Genomic DNA, 19960 nt, shown 5'->3' with positions numbered 1-19960 from the left:
CCATGATACCGGATGGCACTCGCCATCCGGTAATTATTAGCCTATCTGCACCGACAACATACTTAAACTGCCCATTTCTATACCATCGACCGGAATGGTAATTGGCTCCTGCCCATCCCACGCACCTAAGACATACAACAACGGCAGATAGTGCTCTGGCGTTGGGTTCGATAACGCGCCACCTTCATGGTCGAGATAATTCACCAGAGGATGTTGTTCCACCGGCCCTTGCCACGTCAGATTCGCTTTCACATACTCATTAAACGACGTCGCCCACGGATACGGTGAACTATCACCGTGCCACTTCACTGTACGCAGGTTATGCACCACGTTGCCACTGGCGACCAACATTATCCCTTCATCACGCAGCGCTGCCAGTTTGCGCCCCATTTCGAAATGCCAGGCGGCAGGTTTGCTACTGTCGATACTCAACTGCACCATCGGAATATCGGCGTCAGGATACATCTTAATCAGCACGCCCCACGAGCCGTGGTCAAAGCCCCAGGCTTCTTTATCCAGCGTCACCGGGACCGGCGCTAACAGCTCAACCAGATGCTGTGCCAGCGCAGGCGAACCCGGAGCAGGATAATGCGTGTCGTACAGCGCCTGCGGGAAGCCACCAAAGTCATGAATCGTGGGCGGCGTCTCCATCGCGGTCACTCCTGTTCCACGGGTAAACCAGTGAGCCGAAACCACCACAATCGCTTGCGGGCGTGGCAATGTCATCCCCAACTTCTGCCAGCTGCGGGTATACAAATTATCTTCCAGCACGTTCATCGGACTACCGTGACCTAAAAACAATGCTGGCATACGTGTTGAAGACATGATGATATCCTTAACTAAAGGTGTCATTTTGATATCCTCACAATACGCTTGTTCGGCGGAGTAAGAACCCGGATAACAATGATGATGATCATCAGTTATTTTGACGATCTGCCTGAAGGTGAAGATTTATAAGGAGTTGTCGATGTCAGTACCTCTCATTCTGACCATACTGGCGGGGGCAGCCACGTTTATTGGCGCGTTTCTCGGCGTTCTCGGGCAAAAACCCTCGAACCGACTGCTGGCATTTTCGCTAGGGTTTGCAGCGGGGATCATGTTGCTTATCTCATTGATGGAGATGCTCCCTGCCGCATTAGCCGCCGAAGGAATGTCCCCCGTTCTGGGCTACGGGATGTTTATCTTTGGTCTGCTGGGCTATTTTGGTCTGGACCGCATGTTGCCGCATGCGCATCCGCAGGATTTAATGCAAAAATCGGTGCAACCGTTGCCCAAATCGATCAGGCGCACTGCTATTCTGCTCACTCTTGGAATCAGCCTGCATAACTTCCCGGAAGGGATTGCCACCTTTGTTACAGCAAGCAGTAACCTGGAGCTGGGCTTTGGCATCTCACTGGCCGTGGCGTTGCACAATATTCCTGAAGGTCTGGCGGTTGCGGGGCCGGTTTACGCGGCAACGGGGTCGAAACGCACCGCAATTCTGTGGGCGGGGATTTCTGGGCTGGCGGAAATTCTCGGCGGCGTGCTGGCGTGGTTAATCCTTGGTAGCATGATTTCCCCGGTGGTCATGGCGGCAATCATGGCGGCGGTTGCAGGAATCATGGTGGCGCTCTCCGTGGACGAATTAATGCCGTTAGCCAAAGAGATTGATCCCAATAATAATCCCAGCTATGGCGTGCTGTGTGGGATGTCAGTAATGGGATTTAGTTTAGTGCTGCTACAAACGGCGGGAATTGGTTAAAGACGATAATAACAGATGTTGCCCATTGCTAAAGGCAACATCTGTATCGTTATTAAAGGTATTATTGATGCTTTTCAAACACTTCTTTATCGGAGCGTTTATCTAATTTACTTCGGGCAGCTAACAGCGCATCTCTGTCATGGCGAAAAGCTTTACAGTAACGTTTAAGATGAAGAAAATAGCCACCAGCCAGTAGAACAATTAATACAATCCAGTACCAGGCAATAAACATCCTTTTCACCTTCAAAATTTAACATTACTAAACATTTAGCGTTAAAATTTCACATATCCATCATCGAATATATTCATATACTCGCATAATTCTGAATCAAGTATATGATTTCGATCATAGTAAGTGTTGTATTACATACCATATCCGATTAAAAAAAGAACAGCTAAGGCTATTAATGCATCTCATTCTGGGATGAAATATCACTAATTAATGATAAAACTTAATAAGCACCACTAGATATATATTATATCTTCACGATTCTTGCGTCCCTACTCGTTTTAATAAACATACTTTACCACCTTACAATATCATACGTAAACTTTTGTCAATGAATGTTCATTTTTTAACCACAACTCATACAAAAAAATTATTATTCACAACGATATACAACAAATATCCAGGTATACGCATCTTAATATATAATGAAAGTGTATGATTTAAGTTTTACTTAATCAGTATTTAATATTAATAACAAGCTAAGTCATCTCTAACTATGGTAATCTCCATAGCGGAATTAATATCAGATTCAAACCTATATTTTCCTCATTCATAGCCTTTCTAATTTATAAAGGATTATAGTCATGTTAAAAAAAACATTGTTATCTATGTTCGCAACCGCATTGTTATCAGGCGTTGCTTTTAACGCTCTTGCTGACGATGCTAATCAGGGTTCCGGTAAAATTACTTTTAAAGGTGAAGTTATCGATGCACCTTGTTCTATTGCTCCTGGTGATGAAGATCAGACAATAAACCTCGGTGAAGTTGCTGATACCGTATTAAAAAGCGGTCAGAAATCTCTGCCTGTAGATGTCACCATTCACTTGCAGGATTGTATTTTATCTGACGGCACGAACACTGTTGATAAAGTCAAAATCACCTTTAGTTCTGCCAGTGTTGACGCTACCGATTCCAACCTGCTTAAAAACACTCTGGAAGGTAACATCGGCGGCGCAACTGATGTAGGCGTACGTCTGGTGAAATCAGACAACACCAACGTGACTCTTGGCACTCCAATCACTATCAACTTCCCGACGACTAACTCCTACCAGGAGTTGAACTTTAAAGCCCGTATGGAATCTCTGGGACGCACCGCGACTCCAGGTAACGTGCAGGCACAAGCTAATTACGTACTCGACTACAAGTAAGCGGCAATTAGTAACTACACAACGTCAGGCGGTAAAGCCGATGAAATTTCATCGGCAACTTTGGGCCTTTTTAGAAATGGATTTTTATGAACAATAAAAACACGTTTACCGGGGATAAGTTATCCCATGCAATTAAAATTGCCCTGTCTGGCGTTGTGTGTTCCCTACTCTTCGTTTTGCCAGTCCACGCCGTAGAATTCAACGTCGATATGGTTGACGCAGAAGACCGTGAGAATATTGATATCTCGCGTTTTGAGAAAAAAGGCTATATCCCCCCTGGTAGATACCTCGTTCGTGTGCAAATAAATAAAAATATGTTGCCACAAACGTTAATACTGGAATGGGTAAAAGCCGATAATGAAAGTGGTTCGTTACTCTGCTTAACCAAAGAAAATTTGACTAATTTCGGTCTTAATACGGAATTTATTGAATCATTGCAAAACATAGCTGGCAGCGAATGTCTCGATTTAAGCCAACGTCAGGAGTTAACTACACGACTTGATAAAGCTACGATGATATTATCGCTAAGTGTTCCCCAGGCATGGTTAAAATACCAGGCAACAAACTGGACGCCACCAGAGTTTTGGGATGCCGGTATCGCCGGGTTTATCCTTGATTACAACGTGTACGCCAGCCAGTATGCCCCACATCACGGAGACAGCACCCAAAACGTCAGCTCCTATGGTACGTTAGGCTTTAACCTCGGCGCATGGCGCTTACGTAGCGATTACCAATATAATCAGAATTTTGCTGATGGACGCTCGGTAAACCACGACAGCGAATTTGCGCGAACTTATCTGTTTCGCCCTATCCCCTCCTGGTCGTCAAAATTCACTATGGGCCAGTATGACCTGAGCTCCAATCTTTACGATACCTTCCACTTTACTGGCGCATCGCTGGAAAGTGATGAAAGCATGCTGCCGCCAGATTTACAGGGTTATGCGCCACAAATTACCGGCATCGCGCAGACCAACGCGAAAGTAACTGTGGCACAAAATGGTCGTGTACTTTATCAAACCACTGTCGCGCCAGGCCCTTTTACTATTTCTGATTTGGGGCAATCGTTTCAGGGGCAGTTGGATGTCACAGTGGAAGAAGAAGATGGCCGCACCAGCACCTTCCAGGTTGGCTCCGCATCCATTCCCTATTTAACCCGTAAAGGGCAAGTGCGCTATAAGACGTCGCTGGGAAAACCAACATCCGTCGGGCATAACGATATCAATAATCCCTTTTTCTGGACGGCGGAAGCCTCCTGGGGCTGGCTGAACAATGTGTCGCTGTATGGTGGCGGCATGTTCACCGCTGATGATTATCAGGCTATCACTACCGGTATTGGCTTTAACCTTAACCAATTCGGTTCGCTTTCTTTTGATGTCACCGGAGCAGACGCCTCTCTGCAGCAACAAAATAGCGACAATCTGCGTGGTTACAGCTATCGCTTCAACTATGCAAAGCATTTCGAATCGACAGGTAGTCAGATTACCTTCGCGGGTTATCGCTTCTCAGATAAAGATTACGTGTCGATGAGTGAGTACCTAAGCTCGCGTAATGGCGATGAGTCAATTGATAATGAAAAAGAGAGTTATGTCATTTCCTTGAACCAGTACTTTGAAACGCTGGAATTAAACTCTTATCTCAACGTTACACGCAATACTTATTGGGACAGCGCCAGCAATACCAACTACTCCGTATCTGTAAGCAAAAACTTTGATATTGGCGATTTCAAAGGTATCTCTGCATCGCTGGCAGTAAGTCGAATCCGCTGGGATGACGACGAAGAGAATCAATATTACTTCTCTTTCTCTCTACCTTTACAACAAAACCGCAACATCTCCTACAGTATGCAGCGTACGGGAAGCAGTAATACTTCGCAGATGATTTCCTGGTACGATTCATCAGATCGCAACAATATCTGGAATATTTCTGCGTCGGCAACTGACGACAATATACGTGATGGCGAACCCACACTGCGCGGCAGCTACCAGCACTATTCGCCGTGGGGACGTCTGAACATTAATGGCAGTGTACAGCCGAATCAGTACAATTCTGTTACCGCAGGCTGGTACGGTTCACTTACCGCTACACGTCATGGTGTCGCCCTTCACGATTATAGCTATGGCGATAACGCCCGCATGATGGTCGATACCGATGGCATCTCCGGCGTTGAAATCAACTCTAACCGAACTGTTACCAACGGGCTGGGCATCGCCGTGATACCTTCGTTATCGAACTACACCACCTCCATGTTGCGGGTGAACAATAACGATCTGCCTGAAGGTGTCGATGTCGAAAACTCGGTTATTCGTACTACGCTCACCCAGGGTGCCATCGGCTACGCAAAACTGAATGCCACCACCGGATACCAAATCGTCGGCGTTATTCGTCAGGAAAATGGCCGCTTCCCTCCACTAGGTGTGAATGTCACGGATAAAGCGACAGGTAAAGATGTGGGCCTGGTAGCGGAAGATGGCTTCGTTTATCTCAGCGGTATTCAGGAAAACAGTATTCTGCATTTAACCTGGGGTGATAATACCTGTGAAGTCACGCCGCCAAACCAAAGTAACATTAGTGAAAGCGCAATAATTTTACCTTGTAAAACAGTCAAATAATTCAGGATGAATATAATGAAATTACCATTAATCACAACAGGAATGATTTGTTTTCTGGGGATCTGCAACTTTGCCCAGGCTACTGTCTCCCCCGACAGGACACGCATCATTTTTAATGCTTCGAATAAAAGCGCAACGGTTCGCCTGACCAATCAAAGTAAAATCGATCCTTATCTGGCTCAGTCGTGGATTGAAGATGCCAGCGGTAAAAAAACGCGCGATTACATTTCAACACTGCCGCCGATGGAACGTATTGAGCCTGATGAACAGGTACAAATTCGCCTGATGGCGCTGGCCTCGTTAAATAACTTGCCACAGGACAGAGAAACGCTGTTCTACTATAACGTGCGGGAAATTCCGCCGCGCGCCAAAGAACAGAATGTCATGCAAATCGCCATGCAAAGCCGTCTGAAACTGTTCTGGCGACCGAAAGCGATTGAGTTAAAAGAAGGAGAGATGGTTCCTCTGCAAAAAGTGACGATTACCCGCACCGCCGCCGGGCTGACCCTGAATAACCCGACGCCTTATCATATTACCGTCGGCTATATCGGCACTAATGGCAAGACACTGATGCCTGGTGCGGACAGTATTATGGTGGCACCATTTGCTTCTGCGACTCAACACTTAAACAACCTGCCCTCTACCTTCCAGTTAGGCTTTGTGGCGGACTACGGCGGGCTGGAAATGTTTAAAGTGGTATGCAATTCCGTCCAGTCCCTCTGCCAAAGTACTCCTGCGAAGAAGGGGAAAATATGATTACGCTTTTTCGACTACTGGCAATTCTTTGCCTGTTTTTTAACGTTTCAGCTTTTGCTGTTGATTGCTATCAGGATGGGTACAGAGGAACAACCATCATAAATGGAGATTTACCAGCATTCAAAATTCCAGAGAATGCGCAACCTGGGCAAAAAATTTGGGAGAGCGGAGATATTAATATCACAGTTTATTGTGACAATGCACCAGGATGGACAAGAGATAATCCATCAGAAAATATCTATGCCTGGATCAAATTACCCCAAATAAATAGTGCCGATATGTTGAATAATCCGTATTTAACCTTTGGCGTGACTTATAATGGTGTGGATTATGAAGGGATAAATGAAAAAATTGATACCCATGCGTGCCTGGATAAATATGAGCAATACTATTACGGGTATTATTATGACCCTATATGTAATGGCAGTACACTTCAAAAGAATATAACATTTAATGCCCATTTTCGCGTCTATGTAAAATTCAAAAGCCGCCCGACAGGAGATCAGACGGTGAACTTTGGCATAGTCAATGTGCTGCAATTCGACGGTGAAGGCGGGGCGAACATGGCCCCCAACGCGAAAAATTTACGCTATGCGATTACGGGGTTAGATAATATTTCATTCCTTGACTGTAGTGTCGACGTCCGTATTTTCCCTGAAAGTCAGATAGTCAATTTTGGGCAGATCGCTGCGAATTCCATTACAACTTTCCCACCGAAGGCAGCATTCAGCGTTTCTACCATAAAAGACATTGCGTCTGATTGTACCGAACAGTTTGATGTTGCAACCAATTTCTTTACTTCAGATACATTATATGACAATACGCATCTGGAAATAGGTAACGGGTTGCTCATGCGGATTACCGATCAAAAAACGCAAAAAGATATTGAATTTAACCAGTTCAAATTATTCAGCACTTATATTCCCGGTCAGAGTGCAGCAATGGCAACCCGCGATTACCAGGCCGAATTAACCCTGAAGCCTGGTGAACCGCTCGTCTATGGTCCATTTCAGAAAGACCTGATAGTTAAAATCAACTACCACTAAACAGCAAAATGCCGGGAACGCCCCGGCATTTTCATATTGAGTATTTAACGTCATTAGCTGGCTTTACGCTCATGTGCCTGACGGTATGCCACTAGGTCTTCAATAGTCACGAGCGCCATATTGTGTTTATTGGCAAACTCAATGCACTCTGGTGCACGCGCCATGGTGCCATCGTCATTAGTCAGCTCACACAGCACACCAGCCGGTTTAAAGCCTGCCAGCGTCATTAGATCAATAGTAGCTTCAGTATGGCCGCCACGCGTCAGTACACCACCAGCCTGAGCGCGAAGTGGGAAAACGTGGCCCGGGCGATTCAGATCAGAAGGTTTTGCGCCATCGGCAATCGCTGCGCGAACGGTCGTAATACGGTCAGCGGCAGAAACACCGGTAGTCACACCTTCAGCCGCTTCAATGGTCACGGTAAAACCGGTGCCATAGGCGCTGGTGTTATTTTCTACCATCATTGGCAGATCGAGTTGTTTACGGCGATCTTCAGTAATGCACAGGCAAACAATACCGCTACCGTGGCGAATGGTCAGCGCCATCTGCTCAACGGTCATGGTTTCTGCCGGGAAGATCATATCGCCTTCGTTTTCACGGTCTTCATCATCAAGCACCATTACACCGCGTCCTTCACGCAGCGCAGCCAGTGCATTTTCAACACGTTCGAAAGGCGTACCAAAAGAGGAAAGTAGCGTCTGATTCATGGTAAAAAAACCTCACTAAAATTATGGTTACCAGAATCAGGGCAGTCTTAGGAGTGGCGGCATATAGCCAAAATAACGTGAGCGGGTCCATGCCCGACAGAATCGTTACTCTCTCCCATCCGGACTCTAACCGTCGGCCCCGGAATTACACCGGATCTGCTGTCCTTTGAGTTCGCACCCAAAGCGCTCGCGGGCTTTCAACTGAGTTGATTTACCGCCGGTGGGGAATTTCGCCCCGCCCTGAGAATAAGCGGATTCACTATAACGCTAATGATTAGCGGCAGCAACGCATAGCTTCACATAATTCTGGTTTATGACTTACCCTTATCGCACTACAATGGCACTCAACACCTATCAGTACAGGGAAACTACAATGATTGACCCGAAAAAAATTGAGCAAATCGCTCGCCAGGTTCACGAATCAATGCCTAAAGGAATCAGGGAGTTCGGGGAAGATGTGGAGAAAAAAATCCGCCAAACCCTACAAGCGCAGCTGACGCGTCTCGATCTGGTGAGCCGCGAAGAATTCGACGTACAGACACAAGTCCTGTTACGGACTCGTGAGAAACTGGCATTACTGGAGCAGCGCATCAGTGAACTGGAAGCGCGCAATAATTCGGTAGCAGATCTTCAATCTCCTCCGGCTATCCCGCCTATTGATAAAGCAGAATAAAGCAACACAAAAACGGGCCAGACGGCCCGTAATATCAGTGTTCTAATTCAAGTTCTCTGGTTTGCATCATCTGTTGGCAATACCAGGCATAACGTGCGCAAAACCAGGTTCTATGTTCTTCATCCATGTTACCAGTAACGGCCAGAATATCGACCGGGCGACCTTCTGCGTGCATTCTGGCAAAACTACGCGCCAGGAAATCGAAATTATTTAAAGAATTAAGACTATGATCCATAAGCACATCCTCCGGTTATCGCATACCTTTTAAGGCCATATGCTTTTTCTGATTTCAGTATTCCCCAATCAGTGTAGTGCCTTTAAACATAACGTGCGTAAATATATTGTCCCCGATCACACTTTTTAGTGAAAAATAAAAAACCATATTAAAAGACTTTCTCTTCCAGAACTTCTCTAACATGTGTTATTATTAACAAAGACAAATGTAAGCAAGGAAACTATCCCAAAGTAAATATTGCGTCACTAAATGGACATTGGAGTGACATATGATTTTATTCGCCGACTATAATACCCCTTATCTTTTCGCTATTTCCTTTGTACTGTTGATCGGCCTTTTAGAAATTTTTGCGCTTATCTGCGGTCACATGCTCTCCGGTGCTCTTGATGCACATCTTGACCATTATGATTCCATAACCACAGGTCATATTAGCCAGGCACTTCATTATCTCAATATCGGAAGATTGCCAGCTCTCGTCGTTCTCTGCTTGCTGGCTGGTTTTTTTGGTCTTATTGGCATCCTGTTGCAGCATGCCTGCATCATGGTCTGGCAATCACCACTGTCGAACCTGTTCGTGGTTCCTGTCAGTTTACTGTTTACGATTATTGCGGTGCATTATACCGGTAAAATAGTTGCGACCTGGATTCCACGCGACCATAGTTCAGCTATTACAGAAGAAGAATATATTGGTAGCATGGCATTAATTACCGGTCATCAAGCCACTTCAGGTAATCCCTGCGAAGGAAAACTCACCGATCAATTTGGCCAAATACATTATTTACTACTAGAGCCTGAAGAAGGAAAAATTTTCACTAAAGGAGACAAAGTGTTAATTATTTGCCGACTTTCTGCAACGCGATATTTGGCGGAAAACAATCCCTGGCCCCAAATATTGTAATTTATTAATCAAAAGGAAATTTAATAATGGATGATATTGTTAATTCTGTGCCCTCCTGGATGTTTACCGCAATTATTGCCGTATGCATTCTGTTTATTATTGGAATTATTTTCGCCAGGCTCTATCGTCGCGCTTCGGCAGAGCAAGCTTTTGTTCGTACTGGTTTAGGTGGGCAAAAAGTGGTAATGAGCGGTGGCGCAATCGTGATGCCGATCTTTCATGAAATAATCCCCATCAATATGAATACTCTGAAGCTGGAAGTCAGCCGCTCAACCATTGATAGCCTGATTACGAAAGATCGTATGCGCGTCGATGTCGTTGTCGCTTTCTTTGTGCGGGTAAAACCGTCAGTGGAAGGTATTGCCACCGCCGCCCAGACGCTGGGGCAACGCACCCTGTCGCCTGAAGACTTACGTATGTTGGTTGAAGATAAATTTGTCGATGCCCTCCGTGCAACAGCTGCACAAATGACCATGCATGAGTTACAGGATACCCGCGAGAACTTCGTGCAGGGCGTACAAAATACCGTAGCTGAAGATCTGTCGAAAAATGGCCTGGAACTGGAAAGCGTTTCACTTACCAACTTTAACCAGACGTCGAAAGAACATTTCAATCCTAACAACGCCTTTGACGCCGAAGGTTTAACCAAGCTGACGCAGGAGACGGAGCGCCGTCGTCGCGAACGTAACGAAGTTGAACAGGATGTAGAAGTTGCGGTGCGTGAGAAAAACCGTGATGCACTTTCGCGGAAGCTGGAGATTGAACAACAAGAAGCGTTTATGACGCTTGAGCAGGAGCAGCAGGTTAAAACCCGTACCGCTGAGCAGAATGCGAAAATTGCGGCTTTTGAGGCCGAGCGTCGTCGGGAAGCAGAGCAGACGCGAATTCTGGCTGAACGACAGATTCAGGAAACAGAAATCGACCGCGAACAGGCCGTCCGCTCAAGAAAAGTTGAAGCTGAACGTGAAGTTCGCATTAAAGAGATCGAACAGCAGCAGGTCACCGAAATCGCTAACCAGACGAAATCGATCGCGATTGCCGCCAAATCGGAACAACAGTCACAAGCGGAAGCGCGTGCCAACCTTGCACTTGCAGAAGCGGTAAGCGCCCAGCAAAACGTAGAAACAACTCGCCAGACCGCAGAAGCCGATCGTGCTAAACAAGTTGCCCTAATCGCTGCCGCGCAGGATGCAGAAACCAAAGCGGTTGAACTGACCGTGCGGGCGAAAGCAGAGAAAGAAGCCGCAGAGATGCAGGCGGCGGCAATCGTTGAGTTAGCCGAAGCTACGCGTAAAAAGGGTCTGGCGGAAGCAGAAGCGCAACGTGCGCTGAACGACGCTATCAACGTACTTTCTGACGAGCAAACTAGCCTTAAATTCAAACTGGCCTTGTTGCAGGCGCTACCTGCGGTAATAGAAAAATCCGTTGAGCCGATGAAATCTATTGACGGTATCAAGATTATTCAGGTCGATGGTCTGAATCGTGGCAGCGCTGCGGGTGATGCAAACACGGGTAATGTAGGGGGCGGAAACCTGGCGGAACAAGCGTTATCAGCCGCACTCTCTTACCGCACACAGGCACCGCTGATTGACTCCTTACTCAATGAAATTGGCGTTTCAGGCGGCTCGCTGGCGGCATTGACATCCCCCTTAACCTCAACAACTCCCGTCGCAGAAAACGTAGAATAAATTTTCAACTATGAACATCCCTGGCCCAAAAGGCCGGGGATTTTTTATATCTGCGTTCCGCAAAAAACTGCAAATGCTCAGGTCGTTGCAGCCTTTTGCGTGACCACTCGGGGAAGGCAAAACTGCCTCAGGGAAAGCGTTGCGCGGGGTCCGGCGCTCATCAACAATCGGGGAGTCAGCAAGGGGCTGAAACGGGAAAGCCCCTCCCGAAGAAGGGGCCTTACAGAAGGAAAGGGTTATGATGAAGTTCGTCATCATACTGGTTGTGTTGTTACTGTTAAGTTTCCCGACTTACTAACAACTCATCAGAGGGGGAAGAAATCCTCCCTTACCCTTGTTCCTTTACTCTAGGTTGAAAAAACAACAGCGTCAATAGGCCTGCCAGGTACGAAGCGAGATCTGTGAAACGCTTTCCGGTTAGCCTTTTTTATCCTGTTGGATCTTCTTGATGATGTTGGTAGTCGAGCAACCGTCTTCAAAGTTGAGCACCAGCACTTCGCCGCCGTTGGCCCAGACTTCTTTACTCCCGGCAATCTCTTCTGGTTTATAGTCGCCACCTTTCACCAGCAGGTCTGGCAGGATCCCGGCAATTAAGCGCTGCGGCGTGTCTTCTTCAAACGACACCACCCAGTCGACCGCTTCCAGTGCGCCCAGCACAATCATACGCTGTTCGAGCGGGTTAACGGGGCGGGAATCCCCTTTCAGCCGTTTGGTGGAGGCATCGCTGTTCACAGCGACAATCAGGCGGTCACCCAGTTTGCGGGCATTTGCCAGATAGGAGACGTGCCCGGCGTGCAGGATGTCGAAGACGCCGTTGGTCATCACCACTTTTTCACCGCGTTTACGCGCCGCCGCTACAGCAAGCTTCAGTTCCTCTTCGGTCATCACACCAAAGCCGGTATCTGCACGTCCACGTACTGCATTTTCCAGCTCGATCGGCGAAACCGTGGATGTCCCCAGTTTGCCGACCACCACGCCTGCCGCCGCATTGGCAAAGAAGCAGGCTTCTTCCAGCGAATTACCCGCTGCCAGCGTTGCCGCCAGGACGCCAATCACCGTGTCGCCCGCACCGGTAACGTCATACACTTCCTGCGCCTGAGTTGGCATATGCAGCGGTGCTTTACCCGGTTGCAGCAGCGACATACCCTGTTCGGAACGGGTCACCAACAGAGCCGAGAGTTCGTAATCGGCAATCAGTTTCATGCCGCGTTCAACAATCTCTTCTTCGGTCTTACATTTACCGACAACAGCTTCAAATTCCGAGAGATTCGGCGTTAACAGCGTAGCGCCGCGGTAGCGCTCAAAATCGGTACCTTTTGGATCAATCAGCACCGGAACACCCGCTTTACGCGCCAGTTGGATCATCTGCTGTACGCTTGCCAGCGCACCTTTGGCGTAGTCAGAAAGCACCAGCGCGCCAATCGAACTCAGTGCCTGATTAATCCGCTCGTGCAGCGGCTGCGGATCAACCCCTTCGAAACCTTCTTCGAAATCCAGACGAATCAGCTGTTGGTTGCGGGAAAGTACCCGTAATTTGGTGATAGTCGGATGCGTCGGTACAGAAACAAAGTCGCATTTGACGTTGACGTCGGCCAGAGATTTACTGAGCGCGCGCGCCGCATCGTCAATGCCCGTCAACCCGACCAGGCGTGCATTAGCACCGAGAGAAGCGATATTCATCGCCACGTTAGCCGCGCCGCCCGGACGTTCTTCGATGGTATTCACTTTAACCACGGGCACCGGCGCTTCCGGCGAGATACGGCTGGTGGGACCGTACCAGTAACGATCCAGCATCACATCACCAACCACCATCACTCCTGCACGTTCAAACTCTGGCAGCGTTACTTTCATTCCTGTCTCCTGAGAGATTCAAAATTTGCGCGCGATAATACCATACTTCATTCTTCCACCAGCCACTTCTGCCAGCTTGCCCGCACCAGTTCACGCTCTGCGGTGAAGCAATCCTCCGACACATGGCCCGGCAATTCCTGTAATGCCAGATGATGAAGTTCATCGCGCAGCGTCGTGTAAGCACGGGTCAGCGCCATCGCTTCCTGCTCTTCCATAATGTCGTTTTGCGCCAGTAGTTCCAGAATGCGCACGTTGTCTGACCAGCGCGTTAACTTCGGTTTTTCATGAGCGTAGCGCAATACCAGATATTGAGTAATAAATTCGATATCGGTAATTCCGCCTTCATCGGCTTTGATATCAAAGCGATCGCGATGTTTATTGCCGAGATGGGCACGCATTTTCTCGCGCATTTCCCGCACTTCTGTTTGCAGGGTTTTGTCTTCGCGCGGCAGCGTCATAATCTCCCGGCGTACTGCGTCAAAGTGCGCGGTGAGCTGCGGATCGCCGTACACTACACGCGCACGCACCAGCGCCTGATGTTCCCACGTCCAGGCCTCGTTTTTCTGATAATCGGCAAACGCTTCTGCGGATGTCACCAGCATTCCCGCCGCCCCGGACGGACGCAGTCGTGCATCCACTTCATACAAAATGCCGGAAGAGGTTCGCGTACTGAACAGATGCATAATGCGTTGCGCCAGACGCAGATAAAACTGTCGCCCGTCGATTTCCCGCTCGCCGTCAGTCATCGCATCCATTGGGCAATCATGGAGGAAGATCAGGTCAAGATCGGAACTGTAGCCTAACTCCCAGCCGCCCAACTTGCCGTAGCCGACCACCGCAAAACCACGCCCTTCGCGTTCGTTCAGGTGATTTGGCTTACCGTAGCGGGCAACCATTTGAACCCACGCCTGCTGAACGACGGCATCTATCATAGCCTCCGCCAGCCAGGTTAAGTGATCGCTCACTTTCATTACCGGTAGCGTACCGGCGATATCCGCTGCCGCAATACGTAACAGTTGCGCCTGTTTGAACTGACGCAGCGCCTCAAGCTGTTGTTCTTCGTCATCTTCCGGCACGCGCAGCAAATACTGGCGCAGTTCATCACGGTAGGCATCGGTCGCCGTCGGCTGGTAGAGAGTGTTTGGATCGAGCAGTTCATCCAGCAATAACGGATAGCGCGCCAGCTGGCTGGCAATCATCGGCGATGCGGCACACAGAGAAATCAAATGCTTAAGCGCCGCAGGAAATTCACTGAGCAATTCTAAATAGGTGGTGCGGGTAACAATCCCCACCAGCAAGGCCGTAATGCGCGACAGCGTTACAGTAGCGTCTTCACGTGTACAGACATCTCTTAGCAGATGTGGCATCAGATGGTCGAGCACCTGACGTCCGCGTGGCCCGATTGTGCGCTTATCCAGCTCTTTGCGGAAATCGGCAATCAGCGTCAGCACCTGTTTGCGATCGTCCCCGCTAAGATGCGCCAGCACTGGTGTAGTATCATCTTCCTGCAACGCGTCCTGCCACAGCTCACGCCACTGTTCCGACAGCGACTCTTCCTGAGTTTCACTTTCGTCGTCGCCAATCAATTCATTAAACACCCGGCGCACATTGGTCATATGTCCGGTCAGCATCCCAGTCAGTTGCTGCCAGTCAGCAAAGTCCATCGCCCACGCCAGCCGCGCACGGTTAAGCTCATCAGAAGGAAGCGTCTGGGTTTGTTCGTCGTTAATACTTTGCAGCAGGTTTTCCAGACGCCGCAGGAACAGATACGCCACTCGCAATTGTTCAGCATCGTTTTCAGAAAGCAGATGCAGCTCGGCAATGGCGCTGAGCGTTGGCAGTAAAGAGCGCGATTGCAGCGACGGTTCGCGCCCGCCGCGAATGAGCTGGAATACCTGGACGATAAATTCAATTTCACGAATGCCACCCGCGCCAAGTTTGATGTTGTCGGTCAAACCGCGTCGGCGCACTTCACGGGCAATCATCCCTTTCATGTTGCGCAGCGACTGGATGACGCTGAAATCGATGTAACGGCGGAAAACAAACGGGCGCAGCATCGCACGCAACTCGTTAGCATAGACGCCTTCGCTATCCCCCATAATCCGCGCCTTGACCATCGCGTAACGCTCCCAGTCGCGCCCCTGCTCCTGGTAATAATCTTCCAGCGCCGCAAAGCTCAGCACCAGCGGGCCACTTTCGCCAAACGGACGCAGTCGCATATCCACGCGATAGACGAAGCCATCCTGCGTTGGTTGATCCAGCACTTTAATCAGCCGCTGGCCCATGCGGGTAAAAAACTGCGCATTATCCAGTTCCCGGCGTCCGCCCTGCGTACAACCATGTTCCGGCCAGGCAAAAATCAGATCGATATCTGATGAGAAATTCAGTTCCCCGCCGCCCAGCTTACCCATGCCTAAAATCAGCAGCGGTTGCGCTTCGCCCTGCGCATTGCACGGCGTTCCCCACTCGCGGCAGCAGGCGTCATACAGCCAGTCACGCGCCGCAACAATCAGCGTCTCCGCCAGATGACTCAGCTGCTGCAAAATGCTCTCTTCAGTAACCAGTGCCAGCGTTTGCGCCCAGGCGATGCGCACCATAATGCGCCGCCGGAATAGCCGCAGTTCGCGCATTAACCCGGCTTCATCACTCACATTACTGAGCGCCTCCTGCAACCATGCCGCGTAATGCTGCCATTCGTCGGCCTGCGGCGGTTGGCTTTCCAGTTCCGTCAGCCACTCTGGATGCGCAATCACGCTGTCCTGCACAAAATCACTGAAAGTAAGTACTGACTTCGCCTGTGCGCTAAGTGATTCCTCGGCTAAAGGCTCTGGCAGCCGCTCAACAACGGTCTGCCAGTACTGCTGTAACGGTGAAGAGAGCGGCTTCATAAGCGATTTTATCCTTGCCTGATTAACGTTTTCCGCTGTGCAACCAGAACGGTTCCTGATTGTTTGCCTCATTACGGAAATGTTCAATTTCGATGCGTTGCCCGGTCGCAATAGCGTGACGCAGCCCCTGCCAGTTCTCCAGCCAGGCTTGCGCGACGACAGGATCGTAGTAACCCGCCAGCAACAATATCGAATCAATATCACGCGTCAGGCGTGGCAACTGGTCATGGTAGCGATCGCCTAACGGCTGGCAGAAAACGCTTTTCAGTTCCGCGGCATGGCGGGAAAGATGGATATCGGCAAAGCGTTTGAAGGAATCGCTGATTTTGCCCTGCGCTTTGGCATCTAAAAACGGCTGCCAGGCTTTGCTTACTAGCCATTCGGTCAACGCCAGCTTCGCCATCGCCGTTTCGGTAGAGTAGACCGCCGTTACGGCAGACACCGCAGAAGCGATGGTCGCTTCGCATTGGGTCAGCAGGTCACGTAAGTGAGTGCTCGCTTTACGCGGCACAATGCCACCGAACAGCATCAGCGTATGACGGACCAGGCCAATGGCTGCCAGCACCTGCTCTTTCGCCGCATCATTGCCGCGTACCCATAGTTCTTCATGATACTGCCATTGCGCTAACGCCAGCTCGAGCGCCGCTTCCAGCCCCTGCTCGACATCAGCTTTTGCCGCAACATGTAAAATGGTGGTCGGTTTGATTTCACGCGCCGGATTGCCCTGCGCCAGATGATAGCCACGCGCCGCTTTGCTCAGGCTGCCCTGGCGTAATCCGGTTTGCGATACCAGTTGGTTCGCCAGTTTCAGCACCGCGCGCGTGTCGCCGCTAAGCAGTTCCAGTTCCAGCTCGCAGATAGGTTCAGCAAATTCACCCGCTTTCACTTCCCCCTGGTCGAGGGCGATTTCAATTTGGCTACCATCAACCTCTACCAGCCACTTTTCGCGATAAAAATCGGTGCTGAACAGCGGTTGTACGCGGGAAGCAAGATCGGCAGGCAATTCGCCGTTCGGCCAGACTTCCGTCGGTAACTGCGCCAGGTCGAGCGTCGGTTCGCTCAACGCCACGTTATATTCCGGGCGCTGGTGTAAGCCGCCTGTCACTCTTCCTGCAACTTTCATGGTCATCTCATAGCGACCGTTTTCGCCACGAATACGCAAGCCCATGTCGTGCCCACGCAGCCAGTTATCCGGCGTTTCGTAGTAAATATTCAACAACTGCACGGGGTCATGGTGCTCGCCGCCCAGCGTATTGAGATGGTCACGCAACGCCTCAACGGCACTGTGATTAACAATAAACTTTAATTCGATTTCCTGAGCCATGGCCTTTACTTATCGGTTATGTCACATAAGTGACGATGAACGGCAAACTTAATGCGATCTTTTTTGTCAGTAGATAGTATTTTGCGCCAAATTGCCATGCAACGGGCAATTTGACGGGCGTAAAAGTTTGAAGCAGTGGCAAGATCTGACACAGAGGATTCCGATTGATGTCGAATGCTTTGCGTAGCGACACTGATGCCACTACTATCGTTCCACTTTCCATGACAATAACGACAGCCTGATGCCAAAATTACGCCTGATCGGATTAACTTTACTCGCACTTAGCGCCACTGCCGTCTCACACGCTGAAGAAACGCGCTATGTTTCCGACGAACTGAATACCTGGGTCCGTAGCGGTCCGGGAGACCATTATCGCCTCGTGGGTACGGTTAACGCCGGCGAGGAAGTGACCTTATTACAAACTGACGCCAACACCAATTATGCCCAGGTGAAAGACAGCTCTGGCCGTACCGCCTGGATCCCGTTGAAACAACTTAGCACAGAGCCAAGCCTGCGCTCCCGTGTGCCAGATCTGGAAAATCAGGTCAAAACCCTGACCGATAAACTCACCAATATCGATAACACCTGGAATCAGCGCACCGCAGAAATGCAGCAAAAAGTGGCGCAGAGCGACAGCGTGATCAACGGGTTAAAAGAAGAAAATCAGAAACTGAAAAACGAGCTGATTGTCGCGCAGAAAAAGGTCGATGCCGCCAGCGTACAGCTGGATGACAAACAGCGCACCATCATCATGCAGTGGTTTATGTATGGCGGCGGCGTGCTGGGGCTTGGCTTGCTGCTCGGTCTGGTACTGCCGCACCTGATCCCAAGCCGCAAACGCAAAGATCGCTGGATGAACTAAATCGCCTTCTTCGTTGCACTGTCTTATTATTAGGAATTGTGTATTTGACGAAGGGATGATGGCGTGAAGATTTATCTGGTCGGTGGTGCTGTTCGGGATGCATTGTTAGGGCTACCGGTCAAAGACAGAGATTGGGTGGTAGTCGGCAGTACGCCACAGGAGATGCTCGACGCGGGCTACCAGCAGGTAGGCCGCGATTTTCCTGTGTTTCTGCATCCGCAAACGCATGAAGAGTATGCGCTGGCACGTACCGAACGGAAATCCGGTTCCGGTTACACCGGTTTTACCTGCTATGCCGCACCGGATGTCACGCTGGAAGATGATCTTAAGCGGCGCGATCTGACCATTAATGCGCTGGCCCAGGACGATAACGGCGAGATTATCGACCCGTACAACGGTCTGGGCGATCTGCAAAATCGTCTGCTGCGCCATGTTTCCCCCGCTTTTGGCGAAGATCCGTTACGCGTACTGCGCGTGGCGCGTTTTGCTGCGCGTTATGCCCACCTCGGTTTTCGTATTGCCGATGAAACTCTGGCGCTGATGCGCGAGATGACCCATGCGGGTGAACTGGAACACCTGACGCCTGAACGGGTATGGAAAGAGACGGAAAGCGCCCTCACCACCCGCAATCCCCAGGTGTTCTTCCAGGTACTGCGCGATTGTGGTGCACTGCGCGTTTTATTCCCGGAAATTGACGCCCTGTTTGGCGTTCCGGCCCCTGCCAGGTGGCATCCGGAAATCGACACCGGTATTCATACCTTAATGACGCTCTCAATGGCGGCGATGCTGAGTCCGCAGGTCGATGTCCGTTTCGCAACTTTATGCCACGATCTCGGTAAAGGACTGACGCCACCAGAACTTTGGCCGCGTCATCATGGTCATGGCCCGGCGGGTGTTAAGTTAGTGGAACAACTCTGTCAGCGTCTGCGCGTGCCAAATGAAATTCGCGATTTAGCCAGACTGGTGGCTGAGTTTCACGATCTCATCCACACCTTCCCAATGCTGAACCCAAAAACCATCGTCAAATTGTTTGATTCCATCGACGCCTGGCGTAAACCGCAGCGTGTCGAGCAACTGGCGCTGACCAGCGAGGCTGATGTGCGCGGCAGAACCGGTTTTGAATCAGCGGACTACCCGCAAGGCCGCTGGTTGCGCGAAGCCTGGGAAGTGGCACAGTCAGTGCCGACAAAAGCCGTCGTTGAAGCGGGATTTAAAGGTGTGGAGATTCGCGAGGAGCTGACCCGACGGCGGATTGCGGCGGTAGCCAGCTGGAAGGAACAACGTTGTCCAAAGCCTGATTAAGCA

Annotated in this window: 18 protein-coding genes and 1 riboswitch; of the genes, 11 read left to right on the top strand and 7 right to left on the bottom strand. The window is 49.8% G+C overall.

Annotation, left to right across the window (positions count from 1 at the left end; genetic code table 11):
* Positions 1–36 precede the first annotated feature (36 nt).
* The gene (gene ygiD / locus ACJHX3_RS03465; RefSeq protein ID WP_001469251.1) at positions 37–825 is read right to left on the bottom strand and encodes a 4,5-DOPA dioxygenase extradiol; all 789 of its coding nucleotides are present in this window, start codon (positions 823–825) and stop codon (positions 37–39) included.
* 142 nt (positions 826–967) lie between these two features.
* Between ygiD and zupT the strand changes: the two genes are divergently transcribed.
* Complete coding sequence (gene zupT, locus ACJHX3_RS03460; RefSeq protein WP_001600505.1) at positions 968–1741, top strand: zinc transporter ZupT; 774 nt, start codon at positions 968–970, stop codon at positions 1739–1741.
* A gap of 61 nt (positions 1742–1802) precedes the next feature.
* On the opposite strand, the gene ACJHX3_RS03455 is transcribed toward zupT, so the two are convergent.
* Positions 1803–1973, bottom strand: a complete 171-nt coding sequence (locus ACJHX3_RS03455) for a hypothetical protein (protein ID WP_001296421.1) — start codon at positions 1971–1973, stop codon at positions 1803–1805.
* A gap of 581 nt (positions 1974–2554) precedes the next feature.
* Between ACJHX3_RS03455 and ACJHX3_RS03450 the strand changes: the two genes are divergently transcribed.
* From ACJHX3_RS03450 to ACJHX3_RS03435, 4 genes are all read left to right on the top strand, one after another.
* Complete coding sequence (locus ACJHX3_RS03450) at positions 2555–3118, top strand: fimbrial-like protein (RefSeq protein WP_000915007.1); 564 nt, start codon at positions 2555–2557, stop codon at positions 3116–3118.
* Between the two features lie 86 nt (positions 3119–3204).
* Positions 3205–5727, top strand: a complete 2523-nt coding sequence (locus ACJHX3_RS03445) for a fimbria/pilus outer membrane usher protein (protein WP_001060686.1) — start codon at positions 3205–3207, stop codon at positions 5725–5727.
* 15 nt (positions 5728–5742) lie between these two features.
* A complete protein-coding gene (locus tag ACJHX3_RS03440) occupies positions 5743–6483 on the top strand; it encodes a molecular chaperone (RefSeq protein WP_001366880.1) in 741 nt (246 codons plus the stop codon).
* Positions 6480–7529: a pilus assembly protein gene (locus ACJHX3_RS03435; protein WP_087890875.1), complete on the top strand. Its 1050-nt coding sequence runs from the start codon at positions 6480–6482 to the stop codon at positions 7527–7529. Before ACJHX3_RS03440 ends, ACJHX3_RS03435 begins: the two co-directional genes overlap by 4 nt.
* Before the next feature lie 53 nt (positions 7530–7582).
* Here the strand turns inward: ACJHX3_RS03435 and ribB are convergent, their stop codons facing one another.
* Complete coding sequence (ribB, locus tag ACJHX3_RS03430) at positions 7583–8236, bottom strand: 3,4-dihydroxy-2-butanone-4-phosphate synthase (protein ID WP_001076997.1); 654 nt, start codon at positions 8234–8236, stop codon at positions 7583–7585.
* A gap of 103 nt (positions 8237–8339) precedes the next feature.
* Positions 8340–8488, bottom strand: a riboswitch (FMN riboswitch).
* Between the two features lie 121 nt (positions 8489–8609).
* On the opposite strand from ribB, the gene ubiK reads away from it, so the two are divergent.
* The gene (gene ubiK, locus ACJHX3_RS03425) at positions 8610–8909 is read left to right on the top strand and encodes a ubiquinone biosynthesis accessory factor UbiK (protein ID WP_001298379.1); all 300 of its coding nucleotides are present in this window, start codon (positions 8610–8612) and stop codon (positions 8907–8909) included.
* Between the two features lie 34 nt (positions 8910–8943).
* Here the strand turns inward: ubiK and glgS are convergent, their stop codons facing one another.
* Complete coding sequence (glgS, locus tag ACJHX3_RS03420) at positions 8944–9144, bottom strand: cell surface composition regulator GlgS (protein WP_001296424.1); 201 nt, start codon at positions 9142–9144, stop codon at positions 8944–8946.
* A gap of 268 nt (positions 9145–9412) precedes the next feature.
* Between glgS and ACJHX3_RS03415 the strand changes: the two genes are divergently transcribed.
* The 3 genes from ACJHX3_RS03415 to ibsE all read left to right on the top strand — a co-directional run bounded on the left by ACJHX3_RS03415 (position 9413) and on the right by ibsE (position 12028).
* Entirely contained in the window at positions 9413–10042 is a 630-nt protein-coding gene (locus ACJHX3_RS03415) for an OB-fold-containig protein (RefSeq protein ID WP_000599927.1), read from the top strand.
* A gap of 26 nt (positions 10043–10068) precedes the next feature.
* A complete protein-coding gene (locus ACJHX3_RS03410) occupies positions 10069–11730 on the top strand; it encodes a flotillin family protein (RefSeq protein WP_000341036.1) in 1662 nt (553 codons plus the stop codon).
* 238 nt (positions 11731–11968) lie between these two features.
* The gene (gene ibsE / locus ACJHX3_RS03405; RefSeq protein WP_001387082.1) at positions 11969–12028 is read left to right on the top strand and encodes a type I toxin-antitoxin system Ibs family toxin; all 60 of its coding nucleotides are present in this window, start codon (positions 11969–11971) and stop codon (positions 12026–12028) included.
* A gap of 119 nt (positions 12029–12147) precedes the next feature.
* Here ibsE and hldE read toward each other — a convergent pair whose 3' ends face one another.
* The 3 genes from hldE to ygiF are packed head-to-tail and all read right to left on the bottom strand — an operon-like array spanning position 12148 to position 17793.
* Positions 12148–13581: a bifunctional D-glycero-beta-D-manno-heptose-7-phosphate kinase/D-glycero-beta-D-manno-heptose 1-phosphate adenylyltransferase HldE gene (gene hldE / locus ACJHX3_RS03400; RefSeq protein ID WP_000869178.1), complete on the bottom strand. Its 1434-nt coding sequence runs from the start codon at positions 13579–13581 to the stop codon at positions 12148–12150.
* 47 nt (positions 13582–13628) lie between these two features.
* A complete protein-coding gene (gene glnE, locus ACJHX3_RS03395; protein ID WP_094308177.1) occupies positions 13629–16469 on the bottom strand; it encodes a bifunctional [glutamate--ammonia ligase]-adenylyl-L-tyrosine phosphorylase/[glutamate--ammonia-ligase] adenylyltransferase in 2841 nt (946 codons plus the stop codon).
* A gap of 22 nt (positions 16470–16491) precedes the next feature.
* Positions 16492–17793: an inorganic triphosphatase gene (gene ygiF / locus ACJHX3_RS03390; RefSeq protein WP_024044407.1), complete on the bottom strand. Its 1302-nt coding sequence runs from the start codon at positions 17791–17793 to the stop codon at positions 16492–16494.
* Between the two features lie 241 nt (positions 17794–18034).
* Here ygiF and ACJHX3_RS03385 point away from each other — a divergent pair, with 241 nt between their 5' ends.
* Both ACJHX3_RS03385 and cca read left to right on the top strand, forming a co-directional pair.
* Positions 18035–18655, top strand: a complete 621-nt coding sequence (locus ACJHX3_RS03385) for a TIGR04211 family SH3 domain-containing protein (RefSeq protein WP_001125331.1) — start codon at positions 18035–18037, stop codon at positions 18653–18655.
* Between the two features lie 63 nt (positions 18656–18718).
* Positions 18719–19957, top strand: a complete 1239-nt coding sequence (gene cca, locus ACJHX3_RS03380; RefSeq protein ID WP_000708491.1) for a fused tRNA nucleotidyltransferase/2',3'-cyclic phosphodiesterase/2' nucleotidase/phosphatase Cca — start codon at positions 18719–18721, stop codon at positions 19955–19957.
* Positions 19958–19960: the final 3 nt, after the last annotated feature.

Source organism: Escherichia sp. WS1265, from assembly GCF_046487585.1.
GTDB lineage: Bacteria > Pseudomonadota > Gammaproteobacteria > Enterobacterales > Enterobacteriaceae > Escherichia > Escherichia coli.
Note: the sequence above shows the minus strand (reverse complement) of the source record. Positions and strands in the feature narration are given on the sequence as shown.